Consider the following 21282-nt stretch of genomic DNA (forward strand, 5'->3'; position numbering starts at 1 on the left):
GGGGTTGTCACTTCCGACTATCCGGCAACGCCACCCTTCCCCAGCAATCGAAACAGCACCGGAAGCTGCTCCCCCACCGGAAAGGATTTGTGCAGAATACCCCGGCTTCAAACAGGGGGGATAAGTTTTTTTGCGTGCCGGGGGGAAGAATGAGCGAAATCAGTAGCTTGCAGGGCGAAATATTTTTTTAGGCCGAAAATCTATCCCACCAGCAGGGCCATGAGAGGGAGGCGCGCCAATCACTTCGGGGCCATGCGGATGGCGCCGTCGAGCCGGATGGTTTCGCCATTGAGCATCGGGTTGTCGATGATGTGCAGCGCCAGCGCCGCATATTCCTCGGGCTTGCCGAGCCGCGAAGGGAAGGGGATCGAGGCGGCGAGGGAGTCCTGCACCTCCTGCGGCATGGCGAGCAGCATCGGCGTGCCGAATATGCCCGGCGCGATGGCCATCACCCTGATGCCGAAACGGGCGAGTTCGCGCGCCGCCGGGAGCGTCAGCCCGGCGATGCCGGCCTTCGAGGAGGCATAGGCGGCCTGGCCGATCTGGCCGTCGAAAGCGGCAACGGAGGCGGTGGAAATGATCACGCCGCGCTCGCCGCCTTCCAGCGGATCGAGCTTGGCCGCCCCGTCGGCGACGAGCCGCATCATGTTGAACGAACCGATCAGATTGACCTCGATCACGCGGCGGTAAAGCTCGAGGTCGTGCGGGCCGTCGCGGCCGACAATGCGGCCGGCATTGGCGATGCCGGCGCAATTCACCAGCACGCGCGGCGTGCCGAGCTCGGCGCCGATCCGGGCAATGGCCGCCTCGGCCTCGGAGGCGCTGGCGACGTTGCACGCGACGGCGATGCCGCCGATCTCCTGCGCCAGCGCCGTCGCCGCCTCGATGTTGATATCGACGATCGCGGTTCGCGCACCCGCCGCCGCCAGCGCCCGCGCCGTCGCTGCACCAAGGCCCGAGCCGCCGCCCGTCACAATTGCCGTCTGTCCGTCAAGCTTCACCTGGGCTCTCCTGTCATTTGCGGGCCGCATTCATGGATTTCGACTAGCACGAACGGAGTGGATTGGACAAACGCCCGGCTTGGCGCCCACAGCTCGGCTTTGCGCTCCGGTTTTGCGCTCAGGCGGGGCAAAATGCCCCCGATCGGCACGGGAGCGACGGTGGATTGGACGGAGATTTAGTGGAATCCACTGTTTTTCGATTTTCCAAGGGGCATTTTCCCAGAATTCCACATTATGATTATTGGTGTGGGTTGACTGCGAAGGAATCTGCTTGCATTGCGACATGGCAAAGGCTTCCATGCACGCTCGATTGCGGGCATGGGGGCCTGCAACAAAAAACCTCTGAAGGTGGACACCATGAATACCTACAAGAAACTCATTGCGGCCACGGCGCTTGCAGTGCTCGCCGGCGGTATGACGATGGGCGCGGCCTCGGCCAAGACCTTTGTCTATTGCTCCGAAGCATCGCCGGAAGGTTTCGATCCGGGCCTCTATACGGGCGGCAATACGTTCGACGCCTCCGCCCATACGGTCTATAACCGCCTGCTGGAATTCAAGCCCGGCACCACCGAGCCGATCCCCGGCCTGGCGGAAAGCTGGGAGATTTCCGACGACGGTCTCCAATATACGTTCAAGCTGCGCAAGGGCGTCAAGTTCCAGACCACGGATTTCTTCACGCCGACCCGCGACCTCAACGCGGACGATGTGATCTTCTCCTATGAGCGCCAGTGGAAGGCCGATCATCCCTGGAACAAATATGTCACCGGCACGTCGTGGGAGTATTTCGCGGGCATGGGCCTGCCGGAACTGCTGCAGTCGATCGAAAAGGTCGATGACATGACGGTAAAATTCACCCTCAAGCGCCGCGAAGCTCCGTTCCTCGCCAATGTCGCGATGCCTTTCGCCTCCATCATGTCGAAGGAATATGCCGACAAGCTCCAGGCCGACGGCGCCATGAACCAGCTGAACCAGAAGCCGCTCGGCACCGGGCCGTTCGCCTTCGTCGGCTACCAGCAGGATGCCGTCATCCGCTACAAGGCCAATCCGGATTACTGGGGCGGCAAGCAGAAGATCGACGATCTGGTCTTCGCGATCACGACCGACGCTTCGGTGCGTTACCAGAAGCTGAAGGCCGGCGAATGCCACCTGATGCCCTATCCGAACCCGAGCGACGTCGCCTCGATGAAGGCCGATCCGAACCTCAAGGTTGCGGAACAGGAAGGCCTGAACGTTGCCTATTTCGCCTACAACACCACGCAGGCCCCCTTCGACAAGGTGGAAGTGCGCAAGGCGCTGAACATGGCGATCAACAAGCAGGCCATCGTCGATGGCGTGTTCCAGGGCCTGGCAACGCCTGCCAAGAACCCGATCCCGCCGACGATGTGGTCCTATGACGAGGCGACGGTCGACGACAAGTACGATCCGGAAGCCGCCAAGAAGATGCTCGAAGAAGCAGGCGTCAAGGACCTGACGCTCAAGGTCTGGGCAATGCCGGTCGCGCGCCCGTACATGGTCAATGCACGCCGTGCCGCCGAGCTGATCCAGTCCGACTTCCAGAAGGTCGGCGTCAAGGTCGAGATCGTGTCCTATGAATGGGCCGAATATCTCGACAAGTCGAAGGACAAGAACCGCGATGGCGCCGTCATCCTCGGCTGGACCGGCGACAATGGCGATCCGGACAACTTCCTTGACACACTCCTCGGTTGCGATGCCGTCGGCGGTAACAACCGTGCACAATGGTGCAACAAGGAATTCGACGAGCTGGTGACGAAGGCCAAGGAAACGACTGACGTGGCAGAGCGTACCGCTCTCTACAAGCAGGCCCAGGCTGTCTTCAAGAAGGAAGCACCGTGGGCGACGCTCGATCACTCGCTGTCGGTCGTGCCGATGCGCAAGGGCGTCGAGGGCTTCCATCAGAGCCCGCTCGGCGACTTTGCCTTCGACGGTGTCGACATCGTCGAATAAAAAGGGTTACAACAATCTGAGGGATGCCCGGTTGCCGGGCATCCCTTCTTTGCTTCCCGCGCAGAAAAAACAAAAGGCGAAGGGCAAGCAGCGCCGCACGTCAGCGGCTAGAGGGTAGACAATGCTAAAATTTTTCGTGGGGCGCGTGGCCGTCATGTTCCTGACCTTCGTCGGGGTGTCGATCATCGCCTTTTCATTCATCCGCCTGTTGCCGGGCGATCCGGTGGCGCTGCTTTCGGGCGAGCGCGTCATGTCGCCGGAACGCCATGCGGCGCTGATGCACGATCTTGGCTTCGACCGGCCCATCGTCATCCAGTATTTCGACTATCTCTGGGGCGTCCTGCGCGGTGATTTCGGCACCTCCATCGTCACCAAGCAGCCGGTCCTCGACCAGTTCTTCCAGCTCTTCCCCGCGACGCTGGAACTGTCTGTCTGCGCCATCCTCTTCGCGGTGATCATCGGCATTCCGGCGGGCGTCTTCGCGGCCATCAAGCGCGGCTCCTTCTTCGATCAGGCGATCATGGGTACGGCGCTCATCGGCTTTTCGATGCCGATCTTCTGGTGGGGCCTGCTGCTCATCATGCTGGTGTCGAACACGCTGCAATGGACGCCGGTCTCGGGCCGCATCTCGCTGATGTTCTTCTTCCCGCCGGTCACCGGCTTCATGCTGATCGACTCGCTGCTTTCCGGCGAGACCGGCGCGTTCAAATCCGCCGTCAGCCATCTGATCCTGCCGACCATCGTCCTCGGCACCATTCCGCTTGCCGTCATCGCGCGCCAGACGCGCTCGGCAATGCTCGAGGTGCTTTCGGAGGATTATGTGCGCACCGCCCGGGCCAAGGGCCTCGGGCCGCTGCGCGTCATCGGCGTCCATGCGCTGCGCAATGCGATGATACCGGTCGTCACCACCATCGGCCTGCAGGTCGGCGTGATGCTTGCCGGTGCGATCCTGACCGAGACGATCTTTTCCTGGCCCGGCATCGGCAAATGGATGGTCGATTCCGTCAGCCGCCGCGACTATGCGGTCATCCAGGGAGCGCTTCTCATCATCGCGGCGACCATCATGATCGTCAATCTGGTGGTGGATCTGCTCTACGGTCTCATCAACCCACGCATTCGCCACTGAAAGGAGACGGTCATGTCAGAAACAACCGTTCATGGTGGCGTGTCCACCGATTCCTCGCTCCGACGCCGGCTCGCCGAATTCTGGTACTACTTCTCCGAGAATCGCGGCGCCGTCATCGGCCTCGTCTTCTTCCTGCTGCTCGTCCTCGTCGCCATCCTCGCGCCGTGGATCGCGCCGCACGGCCCCGCCGATCAATATCGCGACGCGGTGCTGCTTCCGCCGGTCTGGCAGGAACGCGGCAACGCATCCTATCTTCTCGGCACCGATGCGGTCGGCCGCGATATCCTGTCCCGCCTCATCTATGGCGCACGCTATTCGCTGTTCATCGGCGTCATCGTGACCTCGATCGCGCTGGTCGGCGGCATCGTCATCGGCGTCGTCGCCGGTTATTTCCGCGGCTGGGTCGATACGCTGATCATGCGGCTGATGGATATCATCCTCGCCTTCCCGTCGCTGCTGCTGGCGCTGGTGCTGGTCGCCGTGCTCGGACCGGGCCTGATCAACGCGATGATCGCCATCGCGCTGGTGTTCCAGCCGCATTTCGTGCGGTTGACCCGCGCGGCGGTGATGTCCGAAAAGACCAGGGATTATGTCATCGCCTCCAAGGTGGCGGGAGCCAGCCATTTGCGGCTCATGTTCAAGACCATCCTGCCGAACTGCACGGCGCCGCTCATCGTCCAGGCGACCCTGTCGTTCTCGAACGCCATCCTCGATGCAGCGGCCCTCGGCTTCCTCGGCTACGGCGCGCAGCCGCCCACACCCGAATGGGGCACGATGCTTGCCGATGCCCGTGAATTCATCTCCAGCGGCCAGTGGTGGGTCGTGACGCTCCCGGGCGTTGCCATCCTCGTCACCGTGCTTGCGATCAACCTCGTCGGCGACGGTCTGCGCGATGCCCTCGACCCCAAACTGAAGAGGAGCTGACATGCCAAAGCTGCTCGAAACAAAGAACCTCTCGGTAGGTTTCGAAACGAGTTCAGGCCAGTTCATGGCGGTGCAGGGCATCGACCTTTCGGTCGACGCGCGCGAAGTGCTCGCCATTGTCGGCGAGTCCGGTTCCGGCAAGTCCGTGGCCATGCTCGCGGTGATGGGCCTGCTGCCGAAGACGGCGACGGTGACCGCGGACAGCATGAGCTTCGACGGCCATGACATGCTCGCCATGAACGGCAGGCAGCGCCGCGAGATCATCGGCCGCGACGTCGCCATGATCTTCCAGGAGCCGATAGCCAGCCTCAATCCATGTTTCACCGTCGGCTTCCAGCTCGAGGAAGTGCTGCGCGTGCACATGAAGATGGACAAGAAGGCGCGGCGCGCCCGCGCCATCGAACTGTTCAAGCTGGTCGGCATTCCTTCGCCGGAGGAAAGGCTGAACTCGTTCCCGCACCAGATGTCGGGCGGTCAATGCCAGCGCGTCATGATCGCGATCGCCATTGCCTGCAATCCGAAGCTGCTGATTGCGGATGAACCGACAACCGCTCTCGACGTCACCATCCAGAAGCAGATCCTCGACCTGCTGGTCGGGCTGCAGGCAAAGCATGGCATGGGGCTGATCATGATCACCCATGACATGGGCGTCGTCGCCGAAACCGCCGACCGGGTGATCGTGCAATATAAGGGGCGCAAGATGGAGGAGGCCGACGTGCTTTCGCTGTTCGAATCGCCCAAACATCCCTATACGCGCGCGCTTCTTTCGGCATTGCCGGAAAATGCCACGGGAGACCGGCTGTCGACGGTGGCCGACTTCATGAAGCACGAGGCCGAAAGCGCAGGAGCTGCATCATGAGCGAGATCGTACTCGAGGGACGCAATATCGTCCGCGACTATCACGTCGGCGGCGGGCTGTTCAGCGCGGCCAAGACGGTGCACGCCGTCAAGGGCGTCAGCTTCAAGCTCGAAAAGGGCAAGACGCTGGCCATCGTCGGCGAAAGCGGCTGCGGCAAGTCCACGCTCGGCCGCATTCTGACGCTGATCGACCCGCAGACCTCCGGCGAACTCCTGATCGACGGCAAGGCGATCAACATCGCCCGCGACCGGGTGACGTCCGAGATGCGCCGCAAGGTGCAGATCATCTTCCAGAACCCCTATGGCTCGCTCAATCCGCGCCAGAAGATCGGCGAGGTGCTCGGGGAGCCGCTGCTGCTCAACACCAACAAGACTGCTGCCGAGCGGCGCGAACTCGCCATGCAGATGCTGGTCAAGGTCGGCCTCGGCCCGGAGCATTACAATCGCTATCCGCACATGTTTTCCGGCGGACAGCGGCAGCGCATCGCCATCGCGCGGGCACTGATGCTCAGCCCCAGCCTGCTGGTGCTCGACGAGCCGGTTTCGGCTCTCGATCTATCGGTGCAGGCGCAGGTGCTCAACCTGCTGGCCGATCTGCAGGACGAGTTCAACCTCACCTATGTGTTCATCAGCCACGACCTTTCGGTGGTGCGCTACATCGCCGACGAGGTGATGGTGATGTATTACGGCGAGGTCGTCGAATATGGCACGCGGGACGAGGTTTTCTCCAACCCGCAGCACGCCTATACCAAGACGCTGTTCGCGGCGACGCCGAAGTCCGACGTCGACAGCATCCGCGCGCGCATCGCCGCAAAGAAAGCTGCCGCTTGATTTAGCGCGCGGTTTATCCTTCACTTCTGGCGCCGGGCCTCGCAAGGGCCGGGCGCCAGACAAGCAGGAGGAAGCGCATGACCGACCGTCAGCCGATATCGACCGCACCCACGGATGGCTCCAAGATCCAGATTTTCTGGACCGACGAGGATGGCCAGGAAAACCAGTCGATCGGGCAGTACCGCTCGCTGGAGCGCCTGAAGGCCGGCGGCGGCCAATGGGACGAGACGGATGCGGGCTGGTGGGTGTTCACCGATTCCAGCACGCAGAAGAAGGTATCGCCCACGAGCTGGCAGCCCGCCGGCAAGTCCGATGAGGAGGCTGGCGACGGGGCTGGCGAGGAGGCCGAGGATCAGTGATCCTCAGTTCTTCTGGTGCTTCAGCAGGCCGCGCACGATGTCGTCGGCCGAGATCATCCCGAGAATAGCGCCGTTGTGAACCACGCCGACATCGCCGCTGTTCCTGGCGATCGCCTGCATGATGTCGCGGATCGGCGTCTCTGGCCGGGCCGTCGCCGCAAAGGGCCGCCCGGCGCGGCTGCGGTCGAGCTCGACCATCACGTCGGCGGCGGTCAGCACGCCCAGCGGGTTCATGTTGGCGACGAAGTCCGCCACATATTCATTGGCCGGGCGCATCAATATATCCTGCGCGGTGCCGCACTGGATGATGCGGCCGCCCTCCATGATGGCGATGCGATTGCCGATCTTCATCGCCTCGTCGAGATCGTGGCTGACGAAGACGATGGTCTTCCTGAGACGCTCCTGCAGGCTCAGGAGTTCGTCCTGGAGCCGGGTGCGGATGAGCGGGTCGAGCGCCGAGAACGGCTCGTCCATGAGAAGGATCGGCGCGCCCGTGGCAAAGGCGCGGGCAAGGCCGACGCGCTGCTGCATCCCGCCTGAAAGCTCGCCGACCTTGCGGTCCGCCCAATCCTTCAGATTGACGAGTTCAAGCTGCTGGCGGACGGCCTCGGCGCGTTCGGCACGGGAAACGCCCGAAAGTTCGAGCCCGAAACCGACATTTTCCTCGACAGTGCGCCACGGCAAAAGCCCGAACTGCTGGAACACCATCGACACCAGATGCTTGCGCAGGTCGCGCAATGTCGGCTTGTCGGCCTTGCCGACATCGATGGACCGGCCATTATTGTGCACGACGACGGAACCGCGCGAAATTGGATTGAGGCGGTTGATCGCCCGCAGCAAGGTGGATTTTCCGGAGCCGGACAGGCCCATCAGCACCAGGATTTCGCCCTCGGCAATGGTCAGCGAGCAATCATGGACGCCGAGCACATGGCCGGTTTCCGCCTGTATCTCGGTGCGGCTCCTGCCCTGGTCGGCCAGGGCGAGCGAAGCCTCCGTGCGCTTGCCGAAGACGATGGAGACGTTGTCGAGCGTTATCGCGGTCATTGGTCGTGCTCCTTGCCGGGGCGGAATATCCGGTCGAGCACGATCGCCACCACGACGATGACGAGGCCCGCCTCGAAGCCGAGCGCGGTGTTGACCGAGTTGAGCGCCCGCACCACCGGGACGCCGAGGCCGTCGGCGCCGACGAGGGCGGCGATCACCACCATGGAGAGCGAGAGCATGATGGTCTGCGTCAGACCGGCGAGAATCTGCGGCATGGCGTAGGGCAGTTCGATCTTCCACAGCAATTGGCTGGACGAGGCGCCGAAGGCCTCGCCGGCTTCGACGAGATGGATCGGCGTCGAGGAAACGCCGAGATGGGTGAGGCGGATCGGCGCCGGCAGCACGAATATCGCCGTTGCCAGCAGCCCCGGCACCATGCCGATGCCGAAGAAGACGATGGCCGGGATGAGATAGACGAAAGTCGGCAATGTCTGCATCAGGTCGAGAATGGGACGGATCGCGGCGTAGAATTTTGGCCGGTGCGCGGCGAGGATGCCGATTGGCACGCCGATGCCCATGCACAGGATGCAGGAGGAGAGCACCAGGGTCAGCGTCTCCATGGTCTCGCTCCAGTAGCCCTGGTTGAGGATGAAGAGGAAGCCGAGGATCGTCAGCAGCGAAACGGCGATGGAGCGCCGCAGGGCATAGGCGATCGCGGCGAAGATGGCGATCATGATCAACGGGTGCGGGTATTTCAGCACGAACATCAGCGCGTCGATGAAACCCTGCATGACGAGCGCGAGCCCGTCGAAAAAGCCCGCGAAATTGGTGGTGAGCCAATCAACAAGCGCCTTCGCCGTCTTCCCGACGGGTATCTTGTCTTCCGTCAACCAGTCCAAGCCGAATTGTCCCCCTGCATGATAGGATCAAAAGGCCACCCCGCGGGGCGGCCCATGACAAGTTTGAGTGCTCCGGCGGTTAGAGGCCGAGAGCTTCCTTGGCGGCGGGAAGGGCTTCCTTGCCGTCATAGGTGGTGACGCCGGCCAGCCATTGATCGAGGATCGCCGGATTGTCCTTGAGCCAGTCGGTGGCCGCTTCCGCCGCATCCTCGCCATCGTCGAGGATCTTGCCCATGATCTCGTTTTCCATCTGCAGATTGAATTTGAGATTGGTCAGGAACTTGCCGAGATTGGCACATTCGGCCGTGAAGCCGGCGCGCACATTGGTGTGGATGATGGCGCCGCCGAAATCCGGGCCGAAGACGTCATCGCCGCCCGAAAGATAGGCGAGCTTGAAGTTGGAGTTCATCGGATGGGGTTCCCAGCCGAGGAAGACGATCGGCTTCTCGCTCTTGGTATCCTTGGCGACCTGCGCGAGCATGCCCTGTTCGGACGATTCGGCCAGCTGGAAGTCCTTCAGCCCGAACTGGTCCTTGGCGATCATGTCGAGGATGAGCCGGTTTCCGTCATTGCCGGGCTCGATGCCGTAGATCTTGCCGCCGAGCTCATCCTTGAACTTGGCGATGTCCTTGAAATCCTTCAGGCCCTTGTCGTGGAGATATTGCGGCACGGCGAGCGTGTATTTCGCGCCGGTCAGGTTCGGGCCGAGGTCCTCGACGGTCTTGTTGTCCAGATAGGGCTTGATGTCGGCCGACTGGGTCGGCATCCAGTTGCCGAGAAAGACGTCGATGTCCTTCTTGCCAAGCGAGGCGTAGGTGACGGGCACGGAGAGCACCTTGATATCGGTCGAATAACCGAGCGCCTTCAGCACTTCGGTCGTTGCCGCGGTCGTCGCCGTGACGTCGGTCCAGCCGACATCGGCAAAGCGCACCGTCTTGCACGATTCCGGTTCCGCCGCGAGGGCCGCCGGGCTCGCGGCCAGGAGCGCCGCCAGGGCGACTGTCGTTTTGAACGTGATTTTCATCTGGTTCTCCCCTTCCGGCGTTTTCCGGATTTTTCAATTGTCAGAACCAAGCATCAATCGGCCGGGTGTTCAAGCATAGGCGCGCATAAAACGCGTCAAATCGCGACAGTTGTTGATATTCCGACAAAAGCTGTTGGCGACGGTTGACGCGAGGTTCAAGCCGCGCGGCAAGTCTGGTTAAAGCGGGCATGGCAAAACTCTATTTCAGCTATTCGGCAATGAATGCCGGCAAATCGACGCTGCTGCTTCAGGCCTCCTATAATTACCAGGAGCGCGGCATGAGGACGATGTTGTTCACCGCCGCGCATTATGCGGTGGACGGCGTCGGCAGGATCGTCTCGCGGCTCGGCGTCAGCGCCCCGGCGGAACTCTACCGCGAGGAAGACGATCTGTTCGCAAGGATCGAGGCAGCGAACGCCGCGGCGCCGCTGAGCTGCGTCTTCATCGACGAGGCGCAGTTCCTGTCGCGGCAGCAGGTATGGCAATTGGGACGCGTGGCGGACCGGTTGAACATCCCGGTCATGTGCTTCGGCCTGCGCACCGATTTCCAGGGCAAGCTCTTTCCGGGATCGTCGGAATTGCTGGCCATCGCCGATACGCTGCGGGAAATCCGCACGATCTGCCATTGCGGCGCCAAGGCGACGATGGTCGTGCGGCGCGACCAGCAAGGCAAGGCGCTGACCGAGGGGGCGCAGGTGGCAATCGAGAAGTCGGTCTATGTCTCGCTCTGCCGCAGGCATTGGGAAGACGAGACCGGGCGCATGACGGCGCCCTGATTCGGGTCGCCCAGCCAAATTATAATTGTATTTCTTTTCGCGCGGCAGCGGCGCAGCCTATATGCAATTGACGCGCCGATTGATAGTTTGTGGCCGTGGATAAGGGGAGACATGTATGGCGAGTTTGCAGAATTTCGATTCGGAAATCGAGAAAACCTCACAAATGGTCAAGGAGATGCGGACGAAGATCGACCAGTCCAGCGTCGTGCTCGATCAATTCGCCAAGACCGACGCCCGCATCGGCGCGCCGGATTTCGACATCGAGAACGCCCGCATCGAGGACGTCCTGCGCCAGCAGAAGGTGATGGAAGGCAATATCGCCGACCTCATCATCGGCCTCGAGGACGCCACGAACGTGTTCGGCGCCGAGTTCGAAAGCATGAAGGGCTATTCCGGCTGGGAAAAATTCGTCGGCATCTTCTCGAAGTCGAAGCAGCAGCGGCTGCGTTCGGACCGCGTGCGCAATATGTCGCTCGCCGGAAACCTGCAGGAGCTCCTGTCGAAATCCGACCGTATCGTCGGCATCCTGCGCGAACAGAAGAACGTTCTCGACGAGCGCTACAAGACTTCGGAAACCAGCCTCTCCGCCGTGATCGAGCGCCGCAAGGCGACGATCGCCGAGCTCGAGGCGACGCAGAAGCGGATCGAGGAACTCAATCCCCAGCTCCTCGACATCGAGAACCGCATCGCCTCGTCGACGGACCAGGGCGCGCGAACCGAGCTCGAGGGCGAGCGGTCCAAGCTCGCGACCGAATATAATGAGAGGCAGGCCAAGGAGCAGGAGCTCCTGGCCGAAAGCCAGACACTGGAGCGCTATACGTCAATGTTCCAGACTTTCGTCGATTCGCTCAACAACCAGATCGCGGCGCAGAGCACGCTGATCAACAAGCTGACCATCGATACGGAACAGCGCATCGTGCTCTACAAGGCGCTGGAGGATTCGCTGAAGACGGCGGCGCAGCAGGATGTCGCCCACAAGATCAATACACTTGGCAGCCAGGTCGACACGGCAGCCGAGGAGACGATGGCCGGTGTCGGCGCCGCGGCGCAGAAGCATATAGGCGATCTCCTTGAGATGCATGAAAAGAACATGGTCGGCTCGCAGGACATCCAGCGCCGCAAGAAGCTGGCCGACGACGCCTTTTCGCGGCGTTTTGCCGAAGTGTTGAAAAAGCACAATTCAGCGGACTACGTGCAGAGCTGATCCATGGCTCAGTCTGCTGAACTGACGGCTGCGGAGCGCTATTTCGATGCTATCCGCGCCGCGCTGGAAGGGTTGTCGGTGTTCCTGAACAATCGGGAATCCCCGCTCAACAAGCATGATCTCGTGGCGCAGACGGTCGCCGAATATCTGCAGCGGCTGACCGCTTCGTTCGAGTGCTGGCGCAATCGCATCGGCTTCACCGAACGCTTCCGCATCTCGCGGTCGGATAGCGGGTTTCCGGTGTTCCAGAATGTGCTCGAACTCGAGAACGACAAGAAGGGCGCGGCCGGGCGGCTGGCCTCGATCCCTGACGCCGACAGCCTGCGGGCCGAGATGGCGGATTTCATCCTGCGCCACCGGGTGTTTCCGGCCGAGCTGCAGAAGTCGATGGCCGAGCGGGTCTATCTCGAGACGGTGCAGCAGGGCGAGGTGTTCTCGCCCTTCCTGCTGCCGGTCACCATCCGGGTCGCGGTCAATCCGAAGACGGGCCGGCCCTATTATGTCGTGCATTGGGGCGCGTTCGACGGCACGTCCAACCTGCCGCTGGTCTACATGGCCGTGGTCGAGGATTCGTCCGGCGACATGGTCGATACGCTGGTGCGCGACGGCAAGCTCAATACGGACGTCAGGATACCCTTGCCCGTCGGCGGGCTGCTCAACCCGGAACTGGCGCGGCGCTTCGACGATTTCGCCGCCAGGAACTCCGCCTATTCGCTGTCGCCCGTCACCATCGCCACCAGCCTCGACAAGGACTTTCCGGAGCTGCACCCAAAGCAGTTGCGGCGCATCGTGCTTGGGCCGTTCTATACGGCCGGGATCACCGAACATAATCAGCGCGTGGCGGAAGTATTGGCGAAGGTGCGCAGGCCGGAGGATGCCTGGCTCCTCACCTGGACCTTGCAGGAAGTGTTCTCCACCGCCGAAAAGCCCGGCCGCCGCGGGCTGTGGTCGTCCGAACCCTCGCAGGAGGTGTTCCACATCAATACCGACGATCTCGAAGCGGCGCGGCAGGGCGTCAGCCATTATGAGCAACATGCGCTGGTGCCGCACGAGGCCTATCAGGCGCTCTACGCATCCGGTGAAGCATCGACCATTTTCACCGGTTTCCAGACGCATATATTGTCGAATGGCCAGGTAATCAGCGGGGTATGACATGGATATCGGCCTGACCACGATCGACGAGAAGGACATCGCCAGGCATCTCGCCACCGCCCAATCGATCGTGACGCGCTTCGTGGCCGTCGAGACGGGCGAAGGCAGGGGCCCGGCCGAGATCGCCGGGACGGGCCGGCGCTTCGTATCGACGGTTTCGACCGGCGGCCTGCGCAAGACGCGCGAGGTGGAACTGGCGCGGACGATCCAGTCGGTGCGGCCCGACGACCAGATGCTGTCGATCACGCAGCACACGCTGCTCTTCCGCGCCCGTCGGGGCGTCGCCGTTGCGCTTGCGGTGGCCGACATCTTCGCGCGGCAGAGCGATTTCGAAAGCCTGCGGGCGCGCAATGCCTCCGCGCCGCTGCAAGGCGAGGACGCGGCCCATTTCAAGCGGCTTCTCTCGGCGGCGTCCTATATCGCCGCCTTCACGCTCGCGGCCTATCTGGCGCAGTTCATCGAGGCGGATGGCGAGCCCGCCAATGACATCGCCGAGCCGGAATTCACCTTCGACACGGCGCAGGACGCGCTGAAATCCGTGATCGCCGGGCTCGACCGCGCCATGGCGGGCACGGCGGACGAGGCCGGCATGCTGCTCCACGCCAAGGGCTTCGCCGCGCAGGCGATCGAGGCGCTGTTGCAGCGCAAGGGGCGGTTCGAGGGGCTCGGCGTGTTCGAATCCATACATCTTCGTCTCGACAGCGACGATTTCACCCTGGACGGCTTCGACGTCGCGCCGTCGAAGAAGCGCACGCCGCTGGTCATGACCTTCCGCAAGCCGGAAGAGGTCGTCGGCAATCACATCGCCAAATACCAGTCGCTCAAGCTCGCCAAGATGCTGATGGCCTATGATTTCGACCGGCAGCTTAATCCTTTCGTCGAACTCGGCGGCTTCCTCTTCACCTTCATCGGCGATGGCGCGCCCGGCACCGGCAAGACGACGCTGATCCAGATGATCGCCGGGCTGCTCAATGATTACTGCCAGGTGGCGGGCTATGCCTTCCACTACGAGAATTTCGGCGTCGACCAGATTTCCTCCTATCAGGGCAAGTCCGGCCAGAATTGCCGGCAGTTCATCACCAATGTGCTCAATCCGCGCATCATCGGCTTCGGCACCATCGACGACATCGACCAGGTGGCGGCAAAGCGCTCGGACGACCGCGCCTCGTCGGGCCAGCAGGAGATCACCGGCGTGCTGATGGATGCCTTCGCCGGCGCCTCGACCGTCGTGCGCGGCAATTGCAGCTTCGGCATGTTCTCCAACTATCCCGAGAATGTCGACGATGCGCTGCGCCAGCGGGCAGGGGCGCGCTGGCTGGTGGACGGGCCGCAGACGCGCGACGATTATATAGACATATTCGCGCTGCTCGCCGGCAAGAACCACAAGATCCCGCTGGGCGAGCACCAGCTCTTCGAGGCGCAGCAGATCCAGCGCGCGGTGCAGACGGCCTATGAAACCCTGTCGAAGCCGCAGGAGGAGGGCATGCGGCTGGTCTATGAACGGTTCATCGCCGAACATGGCGAGCCGGAGACCATCGCCGATATCGGCACATATCTGCACATGATCAAGGAGCGCGAGCCGCGCTTCACCGGCCGGGCGATCAAGAATGTGACGGATGCGATCAAGATGCGGGCAATGGATATCGAACTGCCGGACGAATGGTTCGAACGGCCGGAAACTTTCATGCGCAAATCCTATGATGAGAAGAAGGCGATGATCGAGGAACTGCGCCAGCCCTTCACGATGGAAATGGTGCTTCAGGAAACCAATCGCTATGCGGATTCCGAATTCCGCTATTCCGATCGTTCGGACGATGCGGCGGTGGAAAAGATGATCCGCGATGCCCGCCTGCGCGAGCGGGCGGTGAAGCAGATCGAAACGCTGAAGACCGAGGGGCGGTGGGACGCCTGATGGACCTGCTTTACGAAAACGAGCTGATTTATGGCCGGCTGCTGCGGGTGGACCAGCCGCATCTGGTCGAGCGCTATAACAGGGCGCTGGCGTCCTTCGGCCTGCCGGCGACGAAGCTCGAAGCCTTCGATATCGACAGGACCGGCTTTTCGCCGCAGGTGGCGGCGGAACTGAAGGACCCGGCCTATCTCGACCCCAACGGCGTCAACCGGCGCTTCATCATCCTGACGCCCGCGCAGGCGCCGCTCCCGGTCGTCCACACGCAGTTCTCCAATACGTCGCAACTGATGTACGAGTTCTTCACCAGCAATGCGCGCGCCATCAATGCCCTGACGATCAAGGACGTCATCTATGGCGAGATCGAGGACAGCGTCTCGATCGTCAACGATATCGAGGACCTGCTTTCGATCAATCAGGTCGAATTCCGCGTCCTTTCCGCCCAGAACGTCATGGGCCAGGCGGCGGAGCTGCGCCTTCTGGTCGACAGGCTCAAGGACGAGCCGGACGCATGGCGCGACGATGCGATGCTGGAGCGCATGGTCGAGCTCGCCAAAGTGGCCGGGGACATCCGCGAGAATTCGCTGGTGCCGGACAAGGTGCTGTTTCGCCATTCGGCCTATTGGACCAGCCATTTCGGCGGGCTCTACGTCTTCGTCGACGATAACAGGACGACCGTCATCGGCGATCCGTCGGCGCCGGGTTTTCGCCGTTCGCGGCCCTGGCAGGTGGACTACATCTCCATCAAGGATGCCGAGCAGGTGTTCCAGTTCCTGGCGGTGACGTCGCGCATCGAGCTGCCGCGCGCGTCCTGGATCGAGCAATCCGGCTATCTGGAAAACCGGGGCGAGATGGTCATCCGCCATCTCATCCATGCGCTGGAACCGGAGCGCGACCTGGGCAGGATCGACCGCATCTGGCTGCAGACCTGGATCCATGCCAATGCCAGCCTCATCAATCATGACGGAACATGGCCCTTCCTCAATGCAGCCAAACGCGACCTCGCGCAGAACGGGCGCATCGACATGAACGAGGTCGATCCGCTGCGGCGCTTCCTCTTGATCAGGGCCTTGCCGCGCCATCCGGACGCCTGGCTGGTCAACCAGCTGATCAGCGATTTCGTGCCCTGGGACTTCCTCTCGCGCTACGTGTTCAACAAGCCGGGCTTCTATTCCGACTATCGAAACTGGAGCCCGAACTACCAGCACCATGTCGTCGACATGCTGAAGACGATGTATTTGAAGGACAAGGAGGGGCTGCGGAAGAAGCTCTATGGGCTCGCTTCCTAGGGCGCTGCGGCCAAAGCCGCCCAAAGTCGTTGTCGATGGTTTCAAAACATCCTATTTGAGATTGCAGAAGAGGCCGTCATAGCGGCCTTATGGACTTGGCCAGTGAGGAACCAGCATGCTCGAGCCCATCGTGAACTTTTTCAGCCGGATTTTCTCCCTTCTGGGCCGGGGGATCGGCTTCGTCATTGGTCTCCTGCTCTGGCCGTTTCTGTGGCTGGGCAGCTGGTACGGCCAGCGCGGCATCATCGCCAAGGCCGTGGTCGGGCTGGCGCTCATCGTCTGGCTGGGGCTCTATGGCTATTTCTTCTATGCCAGCCAGCTGTGGTCGAATTTCAACCCGGACTATGTCGCCGCCTATAATTTCAAGGAGAAGAACGTGCCGGCGGGCGAGCCGCTGACCGATCCGGCGCAGGCGGCTGGCACGCCGGCCAAGGCCTGCGCGCGCTCGGCCATCGTCGAGGTCACCGCCGACCTGACCGATTTCAACGTCAACCAGAATGCCTGGATATCGTCGATGCTGCTCTACAAGCTCGGCTTCTTCGGCATGGACTGGGACAGGACGCCGTTCCTCGACAACAAGGCATCGTTCCAGCGCGGCATCAATTCGGCCGTCCGGCGCACGGCGGTCGAACTCGTCGATACGCTCGGCCGCGTTCGCGGCACCTCGCAGATCGACGCCGATCTGCAGCGGGCGCGCGGCAATCTCCAGTTCACCGAGGATGCCTGGTATTTCGGCCTCAACCCCTTCGGCCCGAAGACGCCGACGCCGACCTATTACCGCACCGCCGTCAACGATCTGCGCACCTTCAACGGCAAGCTCGAAAACTGCAACGCGATCTTCGACGCCCGCGCCGACAATCTGATCCAGTTCATCGACCGCATCGCCAACGATATCGGCGCCACCTCCGCCATCCTCAAGGACCGGTCGGAGAATTTCAACAATGGCTGGTTCGACACGCGCGCCGACGACCGCTTCTGGTTCGCCTATGGCCAGCTCTATGCCTATTACGGGCTGATGAACGCCGCCCAGGTGGATTTCAACCAGGTGCTGACGGAAAAGCACCTCACTTCGCTGTGGGACGGCATGGACGGCCAGCTGCGCTCGGCCCTCGGCATCCAGCCCTGGATCATCGCCAATGGCAGCGAAGGCGGCTGGCTCCTGCCGAACCACCTGACCACGATGGGCTTCTACATCCTGCGCGTCCGCTCGAACCTGATCGACATCAAGCAGGTTCTCCAGCAGTAGCAGCTGTTATGCGGGGGGCGGACCGGGTGCCGGCCTCCTTGTTCAGGCAGGGTGAGGTCAGACGGGAAGCGACGAGCTTTCCTTGACCTCTTCCATGACCGCATAGGTGTGGGTTTCGCGCACGCCCGGCAGCGACAGCAGCGCGTCGGAGAGGAAGCGGCGGTAATGTTCCATGTCGGCGACGCGCGCCTTGACGAGATAGTCGAAGCCGCCCGCCACCATGTGGCACTCCATCACGTCGGGATTGCGCCGCGTGGCGGCGGCGAATGTCGCGAAGACGTCGGGTGTGGTACGATCGAGCTTGATCTCGACGAAGACCAGCATTGCGCGATCGAGCTTTTTCGGCGAAAGTTTGGCTGTATATCCAAGGATATAGCCATCGCGGGACAGGCGCTTGACCCGCTCGTTCGTCGCCGTCTGCGACAGGCTGATGCGCTCGGACAGTTCGGTATTCGAAAGCCGCCCGTCCTTTTGCAATTCGCGCAGGATGCGCCGATCGAGACTATCCAGATTCTTCATCGCTAAAATGCACCCCGTTTTTAGTGTTTTAACCCGATAATCTCTCGTTCATTGGTGAGAATAACCAAGTAAGATAGATTATATGGGAAAAATCAATCAGGAAAAGCTCGATGACCGAACAATTTAATGCCGACCGCAGTTTTTCAGCTCCCTATGCTCCCGACGACCAGAAACTGGTGGAGGATCTGCTGAATTCGATTGCGCTGCCGGAGGAAACCAACCGCCGGATCGACACGCGCGCGAGCAAATATATCGCCACCATCCGCAAGGAAGCCAGCGGCATTGGCGGCGTCGAGGATTTCCTGCGCGAATATGGTCTTTCGACCCGCGAGGGCCTCGCCCTGATGGTGCTTGCCGAGGCGCTGCTGCGCGTGCCGGATGCGGCGACGCAGGACAAGCTTATCGAGGACAAGCTGAAGCAGGGTCACTGGTCCGAGCACGAGCCGAGCGGCGATACCTGGTTCGTGTCCGCGTCCGCCTGGGCGCTCGGCCTGTCGGCCAAGGTGATCAAGCCGGGCGAAACGCCGGAAGGCGTGGTTTCCTCGCTCGTCAAGCGGATCGGGCTGCCGACGGTGCGCACCGCGACGAAGCAGGCCATGCGCTATCTCGGCCAGCATTTCGTGCTCGGCGAGACGATCAAGGATGCGCTCAAGCGCGCTGCCACCAACGAGGCCAAGGGCTATCGCCATTCCTTCGACATGCTGGGCGAGGGCGCGCGCACCCGCAAGGATGCCGCCAGCTACTTCAAATCCTATTCCGACGCCATCGATGCCATCGGCCGTGTCACCGGCAACAAGAAGCTGCCCGACCGGATGGGTATCTCGGTGAAGCTCTCCGCCCTGCATCCGCGCTATCTCGCCACGCATCATGCGCAGGTCATGGCGGAACTCGTGCCGGACCTGCTGGCGCTGGCCCAGAAGGCGAAATCCTACGATCTCAACTTCACCGTCGATGCCGAGGAGGCCGACCGGCTGGAACTGTCGCTCGACGTGATCGACCGCGTTTTCGCCGATCCCTCGCTCGATGGCTGGGATGGGTTCGGCCTCGCCATCCAGGCCTACCAGAAGCGCGCGTTGCAGGTGATCGAGCATGTGGACCGGCTGTGCGGCCGTCTTGGCCGCCGCATGATGGTCCGCCTGGTCAAGGGCGCCTATTGGGATACGGAGGTGAAGCGCGCGCAGGAGCGCGGCCTTGCCGATTATCCTGTCTTCACCCGCAAGCCGGCGACGGATGCGTCCTATCTTGCCTGCGCCCGCCGCCTGCTGGAGGCAAGGCCGCGGCTGTTTCCGCAATTCGCGACGCATAATGCGCTGACGGTGGCGATGATCCTCGAGATGGCCGGGGCGGACAAGAGCGGCTTCGAGTTCCAGCGCCTGCATGGCATGGGCGAAAGCCTCTACAAGCAGATCACCGAGCGGGACGACAGGATCGCCTGCCGCATCTATGCGCCGGTGGGCGGCTATCGCGATCTCCTGGCCTATCTTGTACGCCGGCTCCTGGAAAACGGCGCGAATTCCTCCTTCGTCTCCGTGGTGGGCGATAGCGGCGTGCCCATCGCCGACCTGCTGGTCCGCCCGGCGGAAAAGCTCAATGATGGCCGCGGCTACCGCCATCCGGATATTCCGCTGCCGCTGAAGCTCTATGGCAAGCGCGTGAATTCCGCCGGCGTCGAACTCGGCGACAGGAAGGAACTCGCGGCACTTTTGCATGGCATCGAGAAGGCCTCCCGCCCGGTCGGGGCTTTGCCGCTCGTTCCGAAGCTGCGGGCAAGCGGGGCCAGGCGGGACGTGGTTTCCCCGGTCGATGGTTCGCTCGTCGGCACGGTGGTCCCTGCCACCGCCGAAGAGGCGGCAATGGCCGTCGATGTCGGCCGTGCCGGCTTCGCCAGCTGGTCGCGGCTTCCGGTGGATACGCGTTCCAGGGCGCTGGAGCGGGCGGCGGAGCTCCTAGAGGAGCGGCGCGATCTCTTCCTCGACCTGCTCTCGCGCGAGGCCGGCAAGACGCTGGACGACGGCATTGCCGAGATACGCGAGGCGGTGGATTTCTGCCGCTATTATGCCGCCGAGGCGCGGCGCAAGTTCGGCTCGGACAAGTCCATGCCGGGGCCGACGGGCGAGGAGAACAAGCTGCGTCATCGCGGGCGCGGCACCTTCGTCTGCATCAGCCCGTGGAACTTCCCGCTGGCGATCTTCCTCGGCCAGGTGAGCGCGGCGCTCGCAGCCGGAAACACGGTCGTCGCCAAGCCGGCCGAACAGACGCCGCTCGTCGCCTTCGAGGCGGTCCGCCTGCTGCATGAGGCCGGCGTCCCTGCCGATGCGCTGCTCTATGTGCCGGGCGATGGCGCCGTCGGCGCCGCGCTGACCTCCCATCCCGCAATCGCCGGCGTCGCCTTCACCGGTTCGACGGATACGGCCTGGGCCATCAATCGCACCCTCGCCGCCAAGAAGGGGCCCATCGTTCCGCTGATCGCCGAGACCGGCGGCCTCAATGCCATGATCGTCGATGCGACGGCGCTGTCCGAGCAGGTGACGGACGATGTCGTCATGTCCGCCTTCCGCTCGGCCGGCCAGCGCTGCTCGGCGCTGCGCATCCTCTACCTGCAGGACGATATCGCCGACAACATGCTGGCGATGATCGAAGGCGCGGCGCGGGAACTGGTGCTTGGCGATCCGTCGCTGCCCTCCACCGATGTCGGGCCCATCATCGACCAGGACCAGCACGACATGCTGTCCGCCCATATCGCCGAGATGCGCAAGACGCAGAAGGTGCGCTTTGCCGGCGATGCGCCGGAAGGCGGGCTGTTCTTCGGACCGCATATCGTCGAGCTCGACGGGCCGCAGGCGCTGACGCGGGAGGTGTTCGGCCCCGTGCTGCATGTGGTGCGCTGGAAGGCCAGGGACCTCGACAAGGTGCTCGACCAGATCGCCTCGACCGGCTACGGGCTGACCTTCGGCCTGCATACGCGCATCGAAGCGACGGTCGCCAAGGTCGTCGATCGGCTCGATGTCGGCAATATCTACGTCAACCGCAACACGATCGGCGCGGTGGTCGGCACCCAGCCCTTCGGCGGCTCCGGCCTTTCCGGCACCGGCCCGAAGGCGGGCGGTCCGTCCTATCTCAGCCGCTTTGCCCTCGAACAGGTCGTTTCGGTCAATACGGCGGCGGCAGGGGGCAATGCCAGCCTGATCGCCATCGGCGAATAACCCTCGTTTGGGG

General features: G+C 62.6%; 19 protein-coding genes. 14 read left to right on the forward strand and 5 right to left on the reverse strand.

The annotated features are described in order from the left end of the window. Positions 1–191 (forward strand): hypothetical protein (locus tag OSJ75_RS00005; RefSeq protein WP_267225978.1); only part of this gene is annotated, 191 nt, incomplete at its 5' end. Between the two features lie 48 nt (positions 192–239). Here OSJ75_RS00005 and OSJ75_RS00010 read toward each other — a convergent pair. Then, positions 240–1001 (reverse strand): SDR family NAD(P)-dependent oxidoreductase, encoded by a 762-nt coding sequence (locus OSJ75_RS00010; RefSeq protein ID WP_250018539.1) that lies wholly within the window; start codon positions 999–1001, stop codon positions 240–242. A gap of 357 nt (positions 1002–1358) precedes the next feature. Here OSJ75_RS00010 and OSJ75_RS00015 point away from each other — a divergent pair, with 357 nt between their 5' ends. From OSJ75_RS00015 to OSJ75_RS00040, 6 genes are all read left to right on the forward strand, one after another. Next, positions 1359–2966 (forward strand): ABC transporter substrate-binding protein, encoded by a 1608-nt coding sequence (locus tag OSJ75_RS00015; RefSeq protein ID WP_250018540.1) that lies wholly within the window; start codon positions 1359–1361, stop codon positions 2964–2966. A 121-nt stretch (positions 2967–3087) separates the two neighbouring features. Beyond that, a complete protein-coding gene (locus tag OSJ75_RS00020; protein WP_250018541.1) occupies positions 3088–4092 on the forward strand; it encodes an ABC transporter permease subunit in 1005 nt (334 codons plus the stop codon). Positions 4093–4104: 12 nt separating this feature from the next. Continuing rightward, positions 4105–5016, forward strand: coding sequence for an ABC transporter permease subunit (locus tag OSJ75_RS00025; protein ID WP_250018542.1), 912 nt, complete (start codon positions 4105–4107; stop codon positions 5014–5016). 1 nt (position 5017) lies between these two features. Further along, positions 5018–5875, forward strand: a complete 858-nt coding sequence (locus tag OSJ75_RS00030) for an ABC transporter ATP-binding protein (RefSeq protein ID WP_267225985.1) — start codon at positions 5018–5020, stop codon at positions 5873–5875. Beyond that, a complete protein-coding gene (locus tag OSJ75_RS00035) occupies positions 5872–6705 on the forward strand; it encodes a dipeptide ABC transporter ATP-binding protein (RefSeq protein ID WP_250018544.1) in 834 nt (277 codons plus the stop codon). Before OSJ75_RS00030 ends, OSJ75_RS00035 begins: the two co-directional genes overlap by 4 nt. 77 nt (positions 6706–6782) lie before the next feature. Continuing rightward, complete coding sequence (locus tag OSJ75_RS00040) at positions 6783–7064, forward strand: hypothetical protein (protein WP_250018545.1); 282 nt, start codon at positions 6783–6785, stop codon at positions 7062–7064. 3 nt (positions 7065–7067) lie between these two features. Here OSJ75_RS00040 and choV read toward each other — a convergent pair whose 3' ends face one another. The 3 genes from choV to OSJ75_RS00055 form a co-directional block, all read right to left on the reverse strand. Then, a complete protein-coding gene (gene choV / locus OSJ75_RS00045; protein WP_267225989.1) occupies positions 7068–8108 on the reverse strand; it encodes a choline ABC transporter ATP-binding protein in 1041 nt (346 codons plus the stop codon). Further along, a complete protein-coding gene (gene choW, locus OSJ75_RS00050; protein ID WP_250018547.1) occupies positions 8105–8947 on the reverse strand; it encodes a choline ABC transporter permease subunit in 843 nt (280 codons plus the stop codon). The genes choV and choW overlap by 4 nt, the downstream gene beginning before the upstream one ends. Positions 8948–9026: 79 nt before the next feature. Continuing rightward, complete coding sequence (locus OSJ75_RS00055) at positions 9027–9971, reverse strand: choline ABC transporter substrate-binding protein (RefSeq protein WP_267225992.1); 945 nt, start codon at positions 9969–9971, stop codon at positions 9027–9029. Between the two features lie 188 nt (positions 9972–10159). On the opposite strand from OSJ75_RS00055, the gene OSJ75_RS00060 reads away from it, so the two are divergent. The 6 genes from OSJ75_RS00060 (at position 10160) to OSJ75_RS00085 (ending at position 17547) form a co-directional block, all read left to right on the forward strand. After that, positions 10160–10747, forward strand: coding sequence for a thymidine kinase (locus OSJ75_RS00060; RefSeq protein ID WP_267225994.1), 588 nt, complete (start codon positions 10160–10162; stop codon positions 10745–10747). A 115-nt stretch (positions 10748–10862) separates the two neighbouring features. After that, on the forward strand, positions 10863–11951 hold the full coding sequence (locus tag OSJ75_RS00065) for a hypothetical protein (RefSeq protein ID WP_250018550.1): 1089 nt from the start codon (positions 10863–10865) through the stop codon (positions 11949–11951). A 3-nt stretch (positions 11952–11954) separates the two neighbouring features. Next, a complete protein-coding gene (locus tag OSJ75_RS00070; protein WP_267225996.1) occupies positions 11955–13103 on the forward strand; it encodes a hypothetical protein in 1149 nt (382 codons plus the stop codon). Position 13104: 1 nt separating this feature from the next. After that, a complete protein-coding gene (locus OSJ75_RS00075) occupies positions 13105–15015 on the forward strand; it encodes an AAA family ATPase (RefSeq protein WP_267225998.1) in 1911 nt (636 codons plus the stop codon). Beyond that, entirely contained in the window at positions 15015–16301 is a 1287-nt protein-coding gene (locus tag OSJ75_RS00080; protein ID WP_267226001.1) for a DUF6638 family protein, read from the forward strand. The genes OSJ75_RS00075 and OSJ75_RS00080 overlap by 1 nt, the downstream gene beginning before the upstream one ends. 115 nt (positions 16302–16416) lie before the next feature. Then, positions 16417–17547: a DUF2333 family protein gene (locus tag OSJ75_RS00085; protein WP_250018554.1), complete on the forward strand. Its 1131-nt coding sequence runs from the start codon at positions 16417–16419 to the stop codon at positions 17545–17547. Positions 17548–17604: 57 nt separating this feature from the next. Here the strand turns inward: OSJ75_RS00085 and OSJ75_RS00090 are convergent, their stop codons facing one another. Continuing rightward, positions 17605–18066: an Lrp/AsnC ligand binding domain-containing protein gene (locus OSJ75_RS00090; protein WP_250018555.1), complete on the reverse strand. Its 462-nt coding sequence runs from the start codon at positions 18064–18066 to the stop codon at positions 17605–17607. Between the two features lie 110 nt (positions 18067–18176). Here OSJ75_RS00090 and putA point away from each other — a divergent pair, with 110 nt between their 5' ends. Then, the gene (gene putA, locus OSJ75_RS00095) at positions 18177–21269 is read left to right on the forward strand and encodes a bifunctional proline dehydrogenase/L-glutamate gamma-semialdehyde dehydrogenase PutA (RefSeq protein WP_267226003.1); all 3093 of its coding nucleotides are present in this window, start codon (positions 18177–18179) and stop codon (positions 21267–21269) included. Positions 21270–21282 lie beyond the last annotated feature (13 nt).

The sequence above is a fragment of the Phyllobacterium sp. 0TCS1.6A genome (assembly GCF_026420825.1).
Lineage (GTDB): Bacteria > Pseudomonadota > Alphaproteobacteria > Rhizobiales > Rhizobiaceae > Phyllobacterium.